The 15077-nt window shown below is 59.9% G+C and carries 18 protein-coding genes and 4 tRNA genes; 9 read left to right on the top strand and 13 right to left on the bottom strand.

The annotated features are described in order from the left end of the window. Nucleotides 1-88: 88 nt before the first annotated feature. From KI242_RS10820 to KI242_RS10810, 3 genes are all read left to right on the top strand, one after another. Nucleotides 89-1177 carry an asparaginase gene (locus KI242_RS10820; protein ID WP_053157371.1) on the top strand — a complete coding sequence of 363 codons (1089 nt, stop codon included), beginning with the start codon at nt 89-91 and terminating at the stop codon, nt 1175-1177. Nucleotides 1178-1363: 186 nt separating this feature from the next. Then, nucleotides 1364-1633, top strand: coding sequence for a DUF1654 domain-containing protein (locus tag KI242_RS10815; RefSeq protein WP_015634917.1), 270 nt, complete (start codon nt 1364-1366; stop codon nt 1631-1633). Between the two features lie 4 nt (nt 1634-1637). Then, nucleotides 1638-2327 carry an endonuclease I family protein gene (locus KI242_RS10810; RefSeq protein WP_053157368.1) on the top strand — a complete coding sequence of 230 codons (690 nt, stop codon included), beginning with the start codon at nt 1638-1640 and terminating at the stop codon, nt 2325-2327. A gap of 51 nt (nt 2328-2378) precedes the next feature. On the opposite strand, the gene KI242_RS10805 is transcribed toward KI242_RS10810, so the two are convergent. Continuing rightward, a complete protein-coding gene (locus KI242_RS10805) occupies nt 2379-2729 on the bottom strand; it encodes a hypothetical protein (protein ID WP_011060401.1) in 351 nt (116 codons plus the stop codon). 265 nt (nt 2730-2994) lie between these two features. On the opposite strand from KI242_RS10805, the gene csrA reads away from it, so the two are divergent. Next, nucleotides 2995-3189: a carbon storage regulator CsrA gene (gene csrA, locus KI242_RS10800; RefSeq protein ID WP_007920550.1), complete on the top strand. Its 195-nt coding sequence runs from the start codon at nt 2995-2997 to the stop codon at nt 3187-3189. 238 nt (nt 3190-3427) lie between these two features. Here the strand turns inward: csrA and KI242_RS10795 are convergent, their stop codons facing one another. From KI242_RS10795 to KI242_RS10770, 6 genes are all read right to left on the bottom strand, one after another. After that, nucleotides 3428-3868, bottom strand: a complete 441-nt coding sequence (locus KI242_RS10795; RefSeq protein ID WP_053157365.1) for a VOC family protein — start codon at nt 3866-3868, stop codon at nt 3428-3430. Nucleotides 3869-3947: 79 nt separating this feature from the next. Beyond that, nucleotides 3948-4409, bottom strand: coding sequence for a DUF2214 family protein (locus tag KI242_RS10790; protein ID WP_053157649.1), 462 nt, complete (start codon nt 4407-4409; stop codon nt 3948-3950). Between the two features lie 163 nt (nt 4410-4572). Beyond that, nucleotides 4573-6039: a glycosyl hydrolase family 18 protein gene (locus tag KI242_RS10785; RefSeq protein WP_015634913.1), complete on the bottom strand. Its 1467-nt coding sequence runs from the start codon at nt 6037-6039 to the stop codon at nt 4573-4575. A gap of 45 nt (nt 6040-6084) precedes the next feature. Beyond that, the gene (locus KI242_RS10780; RefSeq protein WP_011060397.1) at nt 6085-6714 is read right to left on the bottom strand and encodes a lytic polysaccharide monooxygenase auxiliary activity family 9 protein; all 630 of its coding nucleotides are present in this window, start codon (nt 6712-6714) and stop codon (nt 6085-6087) included. A gap of 343 nt (nt 6715-7057) precedes the next feature. After that, nucleotides 7058-7408, bottom strand: a complete 351-nt coding sequence (locus KI242_RS10775) for a hypothetical protein (RefSeq protein WP_041117035.1) — start codon at nt 7406-7408, stop codon at nt 7058-7060. A gap of 88 nt (nt 7409-7496) precedes the next feature. Further along, complete coding sequence (locus KI242_RS10770; RefSeq protein WP_011060395.1) at nt 7497-7817, bottom strand: helix-turn-helix transcriptional regulator; 321 nt, start codon at nt 7815-7817, stop codon at nt 7497-7499. A gap of 274 nt (nt 7818-8091) precedes the next feature. On the opposite strand from KI242_RS10770, the gene KI242_RS10765 reads away from it, so the two are divergent. The 3 genes from KI242_RS10765 to catB all read left to right on the top strand — a co-directional run bounded on the left by KI242_RS10765 (nt 8092) and on the right by catB (nt 10620). After that, the gene (locus tag KI242_RS10765) at nt 8092-9225 is read left to right on the top strand and encodes an RNA ligase RtcB family protein (RefSeq protein ID WP_015634911.1); all 1134 of its coding nucleotides are present in this window, start codon (nt 8092-8094) and stop codon (nt 9223-9225) included. Next, nucleotides 9225-9842: a peptide chain release factor H gene (prfH, locus tag KI242_RS10760; protein WP_011060393.1), complete on the top strand. Its 618-nt coding sequence runs from the start codon at nt 9225-9227 to the stop codon at nt 9840-9842. Before KI242_RS10765 ends, prfH begins: the two co-directional genes overlap by 1 nt. A gap of 142 nt (nt 9843-9984) precedes the next feature. Next, entirely contained in the window at nt 9985-10620 is a 636-nt protein-coding gene (catB, locus tag KI242_RS10755) for a type B chloramphenicol O-acetyltransferase (RefSeq protein ID WP_041752092.1), read from the top strand. A gap of 144 nt (nt 10621-10764) precedes the next feature. On the opposite strand, the gene KI242_RS10750 is transcribed toward catB, so the two are convergent. Next, nucleotides 10765-10841, bottom strand: a tRNA-Val gene (locus KI242_RS10750). Between the two features lie 187 nt (nt 10842-11028). Between KI242_RS10750 and KI242_RS10745 the strand changes: the two genes are divergently transcribed. Further along, nucleotides 11029-12312, top strand: coding sequence for an FAD-binding oxidoreductase (locus KI242_RS10745; RefSeq protein WP_011060391.1), 1284 nt, complete (start codon nt 11029-11031; stop codon nt 12310-12312). A gap of 51 nt (nt 12313-12363) precedes the next feature. Then, entirely contained in the window at nt 12364-12510 is a 147-nt protein-coding gene (locus KI242_RS10740) for a hypothetical protein (RefSeq protein ID WP_155246649.1), read from the top strand. An 8-nt stretch (nt 12511-12518) separates the two neighbouring features. Here the strand turns inward: KI242_RS10740 and KI242_RS10735 are convergent. The 5 genes from KI242_RS10735 to KI242_RS10715 all read right to left on the bottom strand — a co-directional run bounded on the left by KI242_RS10735 (nt 12519) and on the right by KI242_RS10715 (nt 15048). After that, nucleotides 12519-12595 (bottom strand) — tRNA-Asp (locus KI242_RS10735). A gap of 102 nt (nt 12596-12697) precedes the next feature. Next, nucleotides 12698-12774: transfer RNA gene (locus KI242_RS10730), tRNA-Asp, on the bottom strand. Nucleotides 12775-12833: 59 nt separating this feature from the next. Next, nucleotides 12834-12909: transfer RNA gene (locus tag KI242_RS10725), tRNA-Val, on the bottom strand. Between the two features lie 154 nt (nt 12910-13063). Beyond that, a complete protein-coding gene (locus KI242_RS10720) occupies nt 13064-13840 on the bottom strand; it encodes an SDR family oxidoreductase (RefSeq protein ID WP_041117029.1) in 777 nt (258 codons plus the stop codon). Next, a complete protein-coding gene (locus KI242_RS10715; RefSeq protein ID WP_015634907.1) occupies nt 13837-15048 on the bottom strand; it encodes an O-succinylhomoserine sulfhydrylase in 1212 nt (403 codons plus the stop codon). The genes KI242_RS10720 and KI242_RS10715 overlap by 4 nt, the downstream gene beginning before the upstream one ends. Nucleotides 15049-15077 lie beyond the last annotated feature (29 nt).

The following is a 15077-nucleotide window of genomic DNA, read 5'->3' as shown; positions in this document are numbered from 1 at the left end:
CCTCGCTGCCCCGGCGCATACAGATCTGCCGCCGGGGTGTTTCTAGATGAACCTGCATCAGCACCGTCTCACTACTAGAGAGAAAATAATGAAATCTGCCTTCAAATCCTTCGCCCCGGGCGCTTTGGCCCTCCTCCTGCTTCTACCTGCAGCCCTGCAAGCCAAAGAAGCTGAAACCCAACAGAAACTGTCCAACGTCGTGGTTCTCGCCACTGGCGGCACCATCGCCGGCGCCGGCGCCAGCGCGGCCAACAGCGCCACCTACCAGGCGGCCAAGGTCGGCATCGAACAACTGATCGCCGGCATTCCCGAGTTGAGCCAACTGGCCAACGTGCGTGGCGAGCAAGTCATGCAGATCGCCTCGGAAAGCATCACCAACGAAAACCTGCTGCAACTGGGCCGCCGCGTTGCCGAACTGGCCGACAGCAAGGACGTCGATGGCATCGTCATCACCCACGGTACCGATACCCTGGAAGAAACCGCCTACTTCCTCAACCTGGTGGAAAAGACCGAAAAGCCAATCGTTGTAGTCGGCTCCATGCGCCCGGGTACCGCAATGTCGGCTGACGGCATGCTCAACCTGTACAACGCTGTGGCTGTGGCCGGCAGCAAGAACGCCCGCGGCAAAGGCGTACTGGTGACCATGAACGATGAAATCCAGTCCGGCCGCGATGTCAGCAAGATGATCAACATCAAGACCGAAGCCTTCAAGAGCCCATGGGGCCCGCTGGGCATGGTGGTGGAAGGCAAATCCTACTGGTTCCGCCTGCCAGCCAAGCGCCACACCATGGATTCGGAATTCGACATCAAGAACATCAAGAGCCTGCCTGACGTAGAAATCGCCTACGGCTACGGCAACGTCAGCGACACCGCCTACAAGGCCCTGGCCCAAGGTGGCGCCAAAGCCATCATCCACGCCGGTACCGGCAACGGCTCGGTGTCTTCCCGTGTGGTCCCTGCCCTGCAGGAACTGCGCAAGAATGGCGTACAGATCATTCGTTCTTCCCACGTCAATGCCGGCGGCTTCGTACTGCGCAACGCCGAACAGCCTGACGACAAGTACGACTGGGTCGTGGCTCATGACCTGAACCCGCAGAAAGCCCGCATCCTGGCCATGGTCGCCCTGACCAAGACCCAGGACAGCAAGGAACTGCAACGCATGTTCTGGGAATACTGACAGCCCCTCTGCTCGACCGGCCCCGGTCGAGCATGCTTGCAACCACTCGCCCGCCCGGGCGGGTGGTTCCCCCCTTTCCCCCATGCAAAAAAATCTGCTCTCCTCGTGAGACAAATGCATAAAGCGTTGTCAGAGGAACTTCTTGAATTTTAAGCAGTTGCGAAATGCCCTACAGTTAAATACTGTATGCACGTACAGCTTAATAAGGAATGTTCCGTGGCCACGACCCAAACGCCCCTCAGCTCCTACGAACGCCTGGGTGTGCGCATCCAGAAAATCATCAACTCTCCCACCGCACAAAAGGCCAAGGCAGCGCTGATCTTCCGCCTCGCCGATGAGCCACAGGATGAGTGGGAACGCCTGCTGGAGGAGATCGCCGAAAACGACAACGTCACCCTCGCCTACCGCGACGATGGCGGTGTGCAGATTTTCTGGGTCGTGCCGAAGGAAGATTGAGTCGATGAGTGTCCGTTGTTTTGCCTTGCTGTTGCTGTTTCTCGCCTGTTCCGCCCAAGCCGATGCGCCCCGCACCTTCAGCGAAGCCAAGAAAGTCGCCTGGAAGCTCTACGCCCCCCAATCCACCGAGTTCTATTGCGGCTGCAAATACAACGGCAACCGGGTGAACCTGGCGGCCTGCGGCTATGTTCCGCGCAAGAACGCCAAGCGCGCCGAACGCATTGAATGGGAGCATATAGTGCCGGCCTGGCAGATCGGCCATCAGCGCCAGTGCTGGCAACAAGGCGGTCGCAAGAACTGTACACGCACCGATTCGGTCTATCAGCGCGCCGAGGCCGACCTGCACAATCTGGTACCGAGCATTGGCGAAGTGAATGGTGATCGCAGCAATTTCAGCTTCGGCTGGCTGCCGGAACAATCGGGCCAGTACGGTTCGTGCCTGACCCAGGTCGACTTCAAGGCCAAGAAGGTCATGCCTCGCCCTTCGATTCGCGGAATGATCGCCCGCACCTACTTCTACATGAGCAAGCAGTACGGCCTGCGCCTCTCCAAACAGGATCGGCAGCTCTTCGAAGCCTGGAACAGGACCTATCCAGTACAGGCCTGGGAGCGCCAGCGCAATCAGAGCGTGGCTTGCGTGATGGGGCGCGGCAATGAATTCGTCGGCGCAGTCAACCTCAAGGCTTGTGGCTGAACGCAGATCGCCCGCGGGTGGCGGGCGATCATTGAGCCTATGGAAACGGGCTTACTGCGCGGCTTGATGCTCGATGACCGTGACTTCGATGTCACGCTTCTTGGCCTTGACCAGCTTTTCGGTCACTTCATTCTTCTTCGCCTCGGCCTCGGCCTGGGAAGCAAACGGACCGACCACGACCAGACGCTTGCCGTCCACGGTCACCACATTGGAAATCACCCCGTGCTCGATCAGCCAGCCGGTCAGGTCACTCACCGCCAGGGGGAGCGGGCTGCCCACCAGCACATCCCATTGCGGCTCGGTCGAGGCCGGCTGGGTCTGTACTGCCACCGCCGTGCTCTTGTTCGCTTCGACCCGCTTGCCTTCCCCACAACCGGCCAACGCCAATACCGCCATCATCATCGCTACTGTGCGCACAACCTAACCCCTAGAAAGTCTGAGGTGGCGATTTTAGCACTCATGACCCGAGAGACCTCGTCACAAAATCGGACCGAAACAGGAAGAATGATATTTATTGCCTATGTATAGTTGCGCCTTGGGAATTAATAGATCTTCTGCGCGTCAGAAAGAGGCACCCACTCAGTGGAACTTCGCACTAATCTATACCTAAGACCGACCTCTGCACTGTTTGAATCTGGTGCCCTACAAAGCTATCAAGGAGAAGATCATGCTGATACTCACCCGCAAAGTCGGTGAAAGCATAAACATCGGTGACGACATTACGATCACCATTCTCGGCGTCAGCGGCCAGCAAGTGCGCATTGGTATCAACGCGCCAAAAGACGTCGCGGTACACCGTGAAGAAATCTATCAACGCATTCAGGCAGGCCTGACCGCTCCGGACAAACGCGAAACCCCCTGAACAGCATGAGCACCAGCCTTTTGCCCGCGCACAACGGCTGGCGCAGCGCCTGTCTTGTTTGCCTTGAGCTTTTCCCCGCAGACGGCCCGCACACCCTCGCCCGGTTGCAGCCACAGCAGATTCCCGCCCATCAGACTGTCGTCAACCACTGATTATCGCCCTTTCGCGATAGCGAGCCCGACCGTTGATTCCCGACACACGCCGCCGCTGCATTGCAGGCGGCGCACCGGTGCGGCGGTCAGGCGCCCGCTGCAGGCTCCACAGGCTTGAAGCCCAGGTCCTGGGTAAAGCGCAGCAGGTAACCATCCGGGTCGAGTACCAGCAGGTTCAACTCGCCGTGCAGCAATTCGTCGTGACGGTACCAGCACTCCTGAATCTCTCGACGCAAGGCAATGCCCGCCCGAGCCAGGGCGGCTGCCAACTGGCGAATATCCGGGCACTCGATGGACAGGTTCATGCCGCGGCCAAATGGAGCCTGCAAGGGCCCCACGCGCCACTCCGATTCCTGCTGGTCATCCTGCTCCAGCATCAGTTGTGCACCATTGAGGGAGAGGAAGGCAAAGAAGTGTTCCGGCCGCTGATACTCCACCTTGAAGCCCAGAAGATCGCAGTAGAAGGCCAGACTGCGCTGCAGGTCGGTGACCAGCATCTCCGGCACCAGGTCATTCATTTGAAACATCGAAGGCTTCCATTGCTCATTGATAGACCCGCGAGCCTACTCTCAAGCAGCCACGCAGTGCAGCCCCGCTTACCAATGATTACAACTGAGCCCAGGTCACCCCACGCGCCATGCCGCTGGCGGCGATGACCATCAACACCATGAGCAGGGCCTGCACATCGCTGATACGGGCGAACAGCAGCGCCCGCCCGATCTGTGGCGCCACCCCTCGCCCCCGGGCCATGCGCCAGCGGATCAAGGTCAGCATCGGCAGGACCTCCAGCAACAGGATGATCACGAACAGCGTCATCTTCAGATGGAACAGCGGCTGGTGCAGGTAATACTCCGTACCCTTGCCATAACCGCCAAAAGCCCGCAACAACCCGGTGATCAACAACACCGCGGCCATCAGCCCCCAGACATTGTCGGCCCGCAACACCTGCCCGGGCGCCGCAGCGCCGCCGCTCAGGCGACGCAATGCCGAAGCACGCGCCAGTACCCCGGCAAAGGCACTGGCAAACGCCAGCAAATGCACAGCCGCCAGCAACCATTGCTGCAACATCGAGCTCATCTCCGCTTGATTGATCGACACATCCGGGCAGCTCAGTAATAGCTCATAACCCGGGCTGTTGCCGGCCAGCGGAAACGAAAAAAGCGGCTCGCACGGATCGACAACTTCCGCAAGAACCGCCTGGCCACTCAACTTCATCAATGGCCGTCACAACTCAGCCATGACGCTCCTGCAGCACCTTGCTCCACAGGGTGAACGCTACGGATGGCGTCCAGCCCGGGTTGGAGGTGTGCTCCTGAAGGCACAGGTAACGATTGCCTTCGTAAGTCACTCCATCCTCCCTGAGGTAGTGCTGGCTGGTGCGCCACTCGGGAAAGCTCGGATCGACCGCACCGCCTGCGGTCCTGGCACTCACACTGCGGCTGGGGAGCGACTCCTGGCCCTGAGTGTCGGTAGCGGTCACAAAATAGCTGTATTGGGTGTCCGCACTCAGCCCCTGATCCTCGAAGCCCGGAGAGGGAGTGCGAGCGACCGCATTGCCGTCGCGGTACAAGGTGTAGAACTCCACCGGCCGCACACTACCGGAAACGCCCCAGCTCAGGTTGACGCTGCTGCGACTGGTGCCCAGTACCATCAGGTTTCCAGGAGCACCTGGGCGCTCCGGCTCACCGCCATCGCCATGGATCAGCGGCGCATAGCGATGACGAAACTCCCAGTTGTAGGGCACGCCCTGCCGACTGATGCCGGCATCCCAGTTCACCGACCAGGTCATCAACCCCTTGATGGCGTGACCGGCGCCCTGCAAGCGCTTGAACGCATTGCTCACCGCCGACGGGTCGATCACATAGCCGGTGGCCGCGGCATCGACGTTGCTTGGCAGGCCTATCACCAGCTTGTCCGCGGCAATGCGAGTGAAACCGCGGGTACCGGAGGCCAGGCTTTCGCTCAGGTAGTAGAGGAAATCCTCTTTCATCGCGTCATTGTTCTGGGCGATCCAGGCGCCCTGCCCGCCATTGGCCTCCTGCACCCAGAGCCCGTCGCCTCCCTGGTTATAGAACTGCGGCGCGACAAAGTCGTAATAGCCTTCCAGGGCCTGCAGGTAGGCCACGTACTTGCCATTGCTGGTCAGGTAGGGAAACTCAGGCGCCATGCTGATGATGAAGTGCTTGCCCTGGCCGGCGTAATGATCCTTCACCAGCTTCAAGGCGGCTGGCAGCACACTCTTGTTGTCGGCAAAGTCGATGGCGCTCTGCTCCAGGTCGATATCCAGGCCATCGAAGCCGTAGGTTTCCACCAGACGGATGATTTCGTTGGCCAGGGGCTGTTCGTTGCCCTTGTGCAATTCGATATGGGCATCGGCGCCGCCCAGGGAGATCAATACCGCCCGGCCCTGGCTGTTGAGCACGCCCACCTGGCGCCGGAACTCGGCGTCCGAAAGGTTGTAGGGCTTGAAGGTGGGAATACCGTTGCCCTTCATGAAGGCCACTGCAACCACGTTGTATTCCTTGGGCACGTCCACCAGATCCAGGTTGGCGAATTGCCCCTGCTGGTAGCCGTCGCTGTGACCGGCGGCCCAGTTGTGCCAGAAGCCCATGAGCACCTTCTTGCCGGCAATGCTCGGCATCAGGGAAGCAGCATCTGCGGCCTGACTCTTGATTAATGCAAAATCGATCTTATCCACGTTCTAATCCTTCAGAACTGTCAGAAAATGTTAACTACCTGAAACTTATTTAAAGTCCAGATCGAAAGCCTGATAAAAGCCATTGCCGGTATTGGCAACAATCCACACCAGTACTACAACATGGTGGCCCTTTTTATTTTTGGGCAGCACAACTTCATGATGAGTCTTGGCTTTCAATACCGAACCGAACTTGTCGAATGGCACTTCGGTGTAGAAGTCCTGATAAAAAGCCTGGGGTTCCAGCTGGGCGCGACTGATGCGCTGTTTCGGGTCCCAGCCGTCCTTGGTGATGAACCAGTTATAGCCCCGGGTAACGTGAGGTGCGGTGTATTCCCACTGCACCTGGAACACCTGGCCCGGGTTCACGTTCACCAGCGGCCAAGTGAAGGGCCGGTTGATCTTTTTCGACATTTCCTCGTTGGTGAAGTTGATGCAATCGCGATCATCAACCTTGCCGCCACTGAGAATATGACCATCGGCGGGTGGCGCGACACTGGCCACATCGCTGTCGTAAGGCTTTGGGAAAGGACCGGCGGCGAGGGCCGGAAAGTTTTTCCCGCCTTCCATCTCATTGACCTGCCAGGTTCCCAGCAGCCCCAGTTCTACCGCTACCGCACCGCGGCTGGACGGAGAAACAACGCGACCATGTTTTAGTTGAGCCTGTGGCTTATTCATATCTTTCACTCCATTGATTAATTAACTACTGCTCCTTATTGAGCACCCTCAACTTAGCGCACTTTTCCCTGCTTTTTTCATCACCACAAAAACTAACCATTCAGGACAATTTACAAAAGTCCGCCCCAGCCCCCTTAATCCCTGGACTTCCTTATTTCAACTGACAGTTTGAAGAGGCAATGTATTACACGCTTTGCTACAGGCTTATTGGGTGTTTCCACAGATCGCCAATAACAGCTGGCCTGACCAGCTGGAAACCCTTCCCCAGAAATGACAAAACCCGGCCGATGCCGGGTTTGTACCTGATAGCGTCAAATGCCAACGCCAGTGACTATCCTCTGCGTTACAGACAGGTCGCTAGCGCCGCCAGGCGGCGCTTCGAGACATAGCTGTCTGCAACCGCATAAAAGTGGACGGTGGTCGTCGCGGCCTCGGCCTTGATATCGACAAAAGTCTCGGCGGAACGGGTATACACGGTGTACCCCCCAGCCTTGCCCGGTTGCAGATAGGCAGCGGCATCGACACCAAAGACCGACTCGTCCTGCCAGGCGAACTGCACACATTGCGCTACCAGTTGATCAGCCTTGGCCGAGGCCAGGGTTTTGTTGGGCGTTCGGGCCCGAGCTTCATCCATGGTAGAGCTCGCACAGCCAGCCAATAGCGCCGCCACCATTACCGCCATCAAAACCCGCATGCTGCCTCCTCGTCCTGAAAACGCGAGAGTATCGCTCAGGCCGCGTTAAAAAGGCGCGCGAACAGCAGAAAAACTCCCCCGCGCCCACTCAGCACTCCGCCAGGGAGGACGCCAGCTGGGCGATCGCCTCCTGATCCTCATCTCCGAGGTGGCGGTAGTTCTGAATAATGGTGCTTTCATCCAGGCTCAGGCTGCCCTCGGACAAGCGCGAGCGCTCGCCGGTCAACACATAAAGCAGGTCAACGCCGTGGCGCCCGATGGCCATCAGGTAATCCGATTTGGGCACCCGCTCACCGCTCTCGTAACGGCCCTGGGCGTTGGCTTCAACACCGCCAATGGCACCGAATTCCTGCTGGGAGAGCCCCAACGCCTTGCGCTGTTCTTTCAAGCGCTCACCAAAGGTCTGCATAACCATCCTCATTCAACAAGGTGATGGTTTTACGACCGTAGCGGCCGCAGAAGGTGCACTTTGTTTGCCCACACCATTGCCAGCCCCCGGGCAAAAGATTAACCTGCGCGCCCTTTCCACACTTTTGCCAAGGAGATCCACCATGCAACAACTGATCACCCCTTGCAGGACGTGCCTGGTTTAAACGCTGCAACCGCTACCCGCTAGCGCCTTCGCTTAACCCCCGCTTCGTCCTGCCACTACCTGAATATTTTTTTCCAATCAGGAATTGGACATGGACACTTGCATCCGTCATTTGTCGAACGGCGTCTCTCTGATCGCCTCCGACACCACCTGGATCGAAGACAAAGCGCTCCAGCAACTGCACACCACCGCACAACTGCCCGGCATGCGCCAGGTCGTCGGCATGCCCGACCTGCATCCAGGCCGGGGCTATCCGGTGGGCGCGGCATTTTTTTCCACCGAAGTGGCCTACCCGGCGCTGGTGGGCAACGATATCGGCTGCGGCATGGCGCTGTGGCAAACCGACCTCTCCAGCACTCGCCTCAACCTCGACAAGCTGGAAAAGAAAATCGGCAATATCGACCTGCCCCTGGATGAACAGTGGGATGAACAACGCGCGCAACTGGCATTGCCCGTCAGCGGTCATGAGCACTCCCTGGGTACCATCGGCGGCGGCAACCACTTCGCCGAACTGCAACAACTCGATCAGGTCCATGACGCCGACGCCCTGCAAGCGCTGGCACTGGACCCGAAAGCCTTGCTGCTGCTGGTGCACAGCGGCTCCCGAGGCCTGGGAGAAGCTATTTTGCGCAGCCACGTCGACCAACACGGCCACAACGGCCTGTTGATGACCAGCACCGCCGGCGCCCAGTACCTGGAGCAGCACGACCAGGCCTTGCGCTTTGCCGAGGCCAATCGACGGTTGATCGCCGAGCGCCTGCTGCACAATCTGCGGGCCAAGGGCCAGCCGCTGCTGGATATCAATCACAACCTGGTGTCTGCGGCGCAGGTCGACGGCGTATCGGGCTGGCTGCATCGCAAGGGCGCCACGCCATCGGACCAGGGTCCGGTGGTGATTCCCGGCTCCCGTGGCGACTACAGCTACCTGGTGCAACCGCTCCCCCAATCGTTCAGCCTCTACTCCCTGGCGCACGGCGCCGGGCGCAAGTGGCTGCGCAGCGACTGCAAGGGCCGGCTGGCAACGCGCTTCAGCTTCGATCAACTCAAGCGCACCCAGCTGGGCAGCCGAGTGATCTGCGAGGACCGCGGCCTGATGTACGAAGAGGCTCCCGAAGCCTACAAGAGCATCGACAGCGTGGTGGGCAGCCTGCGCGACGCCGGCCTGGTGAAGATCATTGCCCGACTCAAACCGGTACTGACCTACAAACGCCGGGGGTGCTGCTGATGATGTTGCTACAGCTGTCCTCCGCCCAAGGGCCTGCCGAATGCGAATTGGCAGTAACCCACGCATTACGCCGCCTGCATCACGAAGCCGAAGCGCAGAACGTGCGCCTCGGCATCATCGAGCAGGTTGCCAGCCAGGCTCGCGACGCCCATCGCTCGGTGCTGGTCAGCCTGGATGGCGAGCACGCCGCAAACCTGGCTCGACGCTGGACAGGCACCCTGCTGTGGATCTGCAAAAGCCCTCTGCGGCCCGCACATCGACGCAAGAACTGGTATTTCGCCGGCCAGCCATTCTGCGCCCTGGAAGAAGCCGAGGGCGGCGAGATCCGCTTCGAGGCCATGCGCGCTTCCGGCCCCGGCGGGCAGCACGTGAACAAGACCGACTCCGCGGTACGTGCCACCCATGTAGCGACCGGCATCAGCGTCAAGGTGCAGTCCGAACGCAGCCAGCACGATAACAAGCGCCTGGCTCGTCTATTGATCCAGCAACGGCTTGCCGATCGGCAAGAGCAATCCGTACAGGAACTGCGCTTGCAGCGTCGTGACGCCCATCACCGGGTTGAACGGGGCAATGCCGTGCGCACCTTCAGCGGCAGCGCCTTCACCCCTCTGGACTGACCCGCCCTGGTACGGGAAGCCGATCGTCACGACGGCTCCCCGAACCAGGTTGGTGGCTACAGAGGGCAATACGTAAAAGATCTTGAACCGGTGACCGATGCGGCAAATGCAGAGGACACTGAAGACATGGAGCAGAGTCCCGATGAACAACTACTTCGAAAGCCCCTTCAAGGGCATCACGCTTGATCGGCAAGTCACCCACCCGAATATTCGAGTAGGTCGTTTCAGCTACTACTCAGGCTACTACCACGGTCATAGTTTCGATGAGTGCGCGCGCTACCTGCCCCACGAGGAAGGTGCGGACAAGCTGATAATCGGCTCTTTCTGCTCAATCGGCTCGGGAGCCGCATTCATCATGGCCGGCAACCAGGGGCATAGAAGCGAGTGGATCAGCACCTTTCCGCTCTACTGGATGCCCGAGGAACCGGCCTTCGCGGGCGCGCAGAATGGATATCAAGCCGCAGGCGACACGGTGATCGGCAATGACGTCTGGATCGGTTCCGAAGCCATTGTCATGCCGGGCATCAGGATCGGCGATGGCGCCGTGATAGGCACTCGAGCCCTGGTGACACGGGACGTGGAACCCTACGCAATCATCGGCGGTAACCCCGCCAAGACGATTCGCAAGCGCTTCGATGATCGGCGTATCGAGATGCTTGTGAAAATGCAGTGGTGGAACTGGAGCAGCGAGCAGTTGAAAGCAGTGATGCCACTGATGACCAGTGCCAATGTCGAGGCGCTGTTTGAACATTGGCAGGAGCACATCCGCCCCGACTGATCACTGGCCAAGATCGCAGCGAGCGCTGCAATGCCAGTGGGCTTCTTGGCGGATTGTGCAAAGCCATCAAAATGGCCAGAAACAAAAAAGGGGCTCACCTTTCGGTGAACCCCTTCTAGACCGCCCAGCAGAGCGGATTTTGTTTGGTAGGCGCGATTGGACTCGAACCAACGACCCCCACCATGTCAAGGTGGTGCTCTAACCAACTGAGCTACGTGCCTGCTGTGAGGCGGCATTCTACGGAATTCCAAAGGGGTGTCAACACCTTTTTTGCAGCTAAGCCTATGAATATGCGAATTTTTTAATTTTCGTGGGATGAAGAAGTTTTTTCTTCAGTCTGGCAGCTCATTTGCAACTCAGGTAGCATCGGCGCACTCGTAAAATATATTAAACACATGAGGTCGCAGGATGGCGAACATTCCCTACCCACAGTCCTATTACGCGGCATCGGCCAATGCGGCTCCGGAACGTCCGATGCTCCAAGGCGAGATTGAAACCGATGTCTGCGTGATCGGTGCGGGTTATACCGGCCTGTCCAGCGCCCTGTTCCTCCTGGAAAACGGCTTTCGTGTGACCGTACTGGAGGCCGCCAAGGTCGGCTTTGGCGCTTCAGGGCGCAATGGCGGGCAGATCGTCAACAGCTACAGCCGCGATATCGACGTGATCGAACGCAGCGTCGGCCCCAAGCAGGCACAACTGCTGGGGCAGATGGCCTTTGAGGGTGGCCGGATCATTCGTGAACGGGTGGCCAAATACCAGATCCAGTGCGATCTGAAGGACGGCGGTGTATTCGCAGCGCTGACCAGCAAGCAGATGGGTCATCTGGAGTCGCAGAAGCGCCTGTGGGAGCGCTACGGCCACACCCAGCTGGAATTGCTGGATGAGCGGCGTATCCGCGAAATCGTGGCCTGCGATCAATACAAGGGCGGCATGCTCGACATGAGCGGCGGCCACATCCATCCACTGAACCTGGCACTGGGTGAAGCGGCTGCCGTGGAGTCGCTGGGCGGCACCCTCTATGAGCAGTCCCCGGCAATCCGCATCGAGCGCGGCGCCAATCCGGTGGTCCACACGCCCCAAGGAAAGGTCCGCGCCAAATTCATCATCGTTGCTGGCAATGCCTACCTGGGCAATCTGGTTCCGGAGCTGGCAGCCAAGTCCATGCCTTGCGGAACCCAGGTCATCACCACCGAGCCCCTGAGCGATGAGCTGGCAGCCAGCCTGTTGCCCCAGGATTACTGCGTCGAAGACTGCAACTACCTGCTGGACTACTACCGCCTCTCCGGCGACAAGCGCCTGATTTTCGGTGGCGGCGTGGTGTATGGCGCCCGCGACCCGGCGAACATCGAGGCCATCATCCGACCGAAGATGCTCAAGGCCTTCCCGCAACTGCAGAACGTGAAGATCGATTACGCCTGGACCGGCAACTTCCTGCTGACGCTGTCGCGCCTGCCCCAGGTTGGGCGCCTGGGGGACAATATCTACTACTCCCAGGGCTGCAGCGGCCACGGCGTGACCTACACCCACCTGGCCGGGAAAGTCCTGGCGGAGGCCCTGCGCGGCCAGGCTGAGCGCTTTGACGCCTTTGCCGACCTGCCTCACTACCCCTTCCCCGGCGGCCAGTTGCTGCGCACGCCATTCACCGCCCTGGGCGCTTGGTACTACAGCCTTCGGGACAAGCTCGGCTTCTGAAAGCCGAACCTCCTTGCAAGCACAAAAAAACCGCCGAGCAGGCGGTTTTTTGTGTTCGATCAGCAGCAAGCAAAAGACGCTGCCAAAGAGCGAATCCCGAAAACAAAAAACCCCGGTCTTGCGACCAGGGTCTTTGCTATCGATGCGAAACAAGCTGTTGGCTTGTTTCGTTGCTTCAAGGCGTTCAGTGATCCTTGAGGCTGATATGGCGCAGCGGACGGGACTCGAACCCGCGACCCCCGGCGTGACAGGCCGGTATTCTAACCGACTGAACTACCGCTGCGTATCGCTTGGACTTGCGTCCATGTGAACCGTTTAAATCATCTGATTGAAGAGCTTCGAGGCTTCCTCAATCTCAAGCCAGGCGAACCCGACTTGGAAAATATGGCGCAGCGGACGGGACTCGAACCCGCGACCCCCGGCGTGACAGGCCGGTATTCTAACCGACTGAACTACCGCTGCGCGTCGGTTGGAGGCTTCCTTGGAAGCTTCCCTCTTTCTTGCGAAAGAGACTCAGGGAATGGTGGGTGATGACGGGATCGAACCGCCGACATTCTGCTTGTAAGGCAGACGCTCTCCCGGCTGAGCTAATCACCCTTTGCTTCGCTGAGGCCGCGAAATTTACGCAGGTAACGAAGCTAAGTCAATAGCAGGCTTGAAGTTTTTTTCAAAAACAGCAGCAAGCAGAAACTTCGCACCAAGAGCCAGAGGCGCCCCTCTTGGGCTTGCAGCCACAAACTCGCTCCCACCCTTATTCCTGATAAATCATTTTCTTGGTCATGCCACCGTCCACCACGAATTCCTGGCCGGTGACAAAGCCCGAATTGCGGGACAGCAGCCAGGCCACCATGGAGGCCACATCTTCCACCGTCCCTACCCTGCCTGCCGGATGCTGGGCATGATCGGCATCGGATAACGGCTCTGCGCGACGCACCGCAGGATCCCGGGCATCGATCCAGCCGGGGCTTACCGCATTGACCCGAATCTCCGGCCCCAGGCTGATCGCCAGGGCATGAGTCAAGGCCAGCAACCCCCCCTTGCTCGCCGCGTAGGCTTCGCTGTCAGGCTCCGATTGCCTGGCGCGGGTAGAAGCCAGATTGACGATGGCGCCGCCATGGGCGCGCAAATACGGCGCACAGTGCTTGGCCAGCAGCATCGGCCCGCCCAGGTTCACCGCCATGACCCGATTCCAGTAGGCCAGATCCAGGCTTTCCAGGGTGATGTTGTGCGGGTCGGCTACAGCGGCATTGCAGACCAGGGCGTCGAGGCGCCCGAACTGCCCCAGCACCTCAGCCACCCCCTGGGCCACTTGCACTTCATCGGCCACGTCCATGGTGATGAACCAGGCACTTTCACCCAGCACCTTGGCCACCTTGGAGCCGCGCTCACGATCGAGGTCGGTCAACACCACCTGCCAGCCTTCGCTGATCAGCCAGGCAGCGATACCCAGGCCGATACCCCGGGCCGCGCCGGTCACCAGCGCGACACGCCCATTGCCGCCGCCCTGGGGCGTGGACAACTCGATCACAAGGCTGCCAGGCCGCGAGCCAGGTCGGCTTGCAGGTCGACCACGTCCTCCAGCCCCACCGCGATGCGGATCAGGCTGTCGCGAATGCCTGCCGCTTCACGCTCCTGGGGCGCCAGGCGCCCGTGGGACGTGGTGCTCGGATGGGTGATGGTGGTTTTGCTGTCGCCGAGGTTGGCGGTAATGGAGATCAGTCGCGTGGCATCGATAAAGCGCCAGGCGCCCTCTTTGCCGCCCTTGACCTCAAAACTCACCACCGCGCCAAAACCACGCTGCTGACGCTTGGCCAGCTCGTGCTGCGGATGGCTGGCAAGGCCTGCGTAGTGCACCTTCTCGACGCCCTCCTGCTGCTCCAGCCACTCAGCCAGGGCCAGGGCATTGGCACAATGAGCACGCATCCGCAGGTTGAGGGTTTCCAGGCCCTTGAGGAAGATCCAGGCGTTGAACGGGCTCAGGGTCGGCCCGGCGGTACGCAGGAAACCCACCACTTCTTTCATCTGCTCGCTGCGCCCGGCCACCACGCCGCCCATGCAACGACCCTGGCCGTCGATGAACTTGGTCGCCGAATGCACCACCACGTCCGCCCCCAGCTTCAACGGCTGCTGCAAGGCCGGAGTGCAGAAACAGTTATCCACCACCAGCATTGCGCCCTTGGCATGGGCCACCTCCGCCAACGCGGCGATATCCACCAGCTCGGCCAGCGGATTGGAGGGCGACTCGACGAACAGCAGCCTGGTATTGCTCTTGATCGCCGCATCCCAGCCGGACAGGTCCGCCAGGGGCACGTAATCGACTTCAACACCAAAGCGCTTGAAGTACTTCTCGAACAGGCTGATGGTGGAGCCGAACACGCTGCGCGACACCAGCACATGATCGCCGGCGCTGCACAGGCTCATGACCACCGAGAGAATGGCCGCCATGCCAGTGGCGGTCGCCACAGCCTGCTCTGCCCCTTCCAGCGCCGCGATGCGCTCTTCGAAGGAACGCACGGTGGGGTTGGTGTAGCGCGAATAGACGTTGCCCGGCACTTCGCCAGCAAACCGCGCCGCCGCATCGGCGGCCGTGCGGAACACATAGCTGGAGGTGAAGAACATCGGGTCACCGTGCTCGCCTTCCGGCGAGCGGTGTTGGCCGGCGCGCACCGCCAGGGTATCGAACGCTACGCCTTCAAGGTCGCTGTCCAGCCGACCGGCATCCCAATCCTGACTCATGCCGCCTACTCCTAATGTCTTCTTAAAAT

This window comes from Pseudomonas sp. Eqa60, assembly GCF_018326405.1.
Taxonomy (GTDB): Bacteria; Pseudomonadota; Gammaproteobacteria; order Pseudomonadales; family Pseudomonadaceae; genus Aquipseudomonas; species Aquipseudomonas protegens.
Note: the sequence above shows the minus strand (reverse complement) of the source record. Positions and strands in the feature narration are given on the sequence as shown.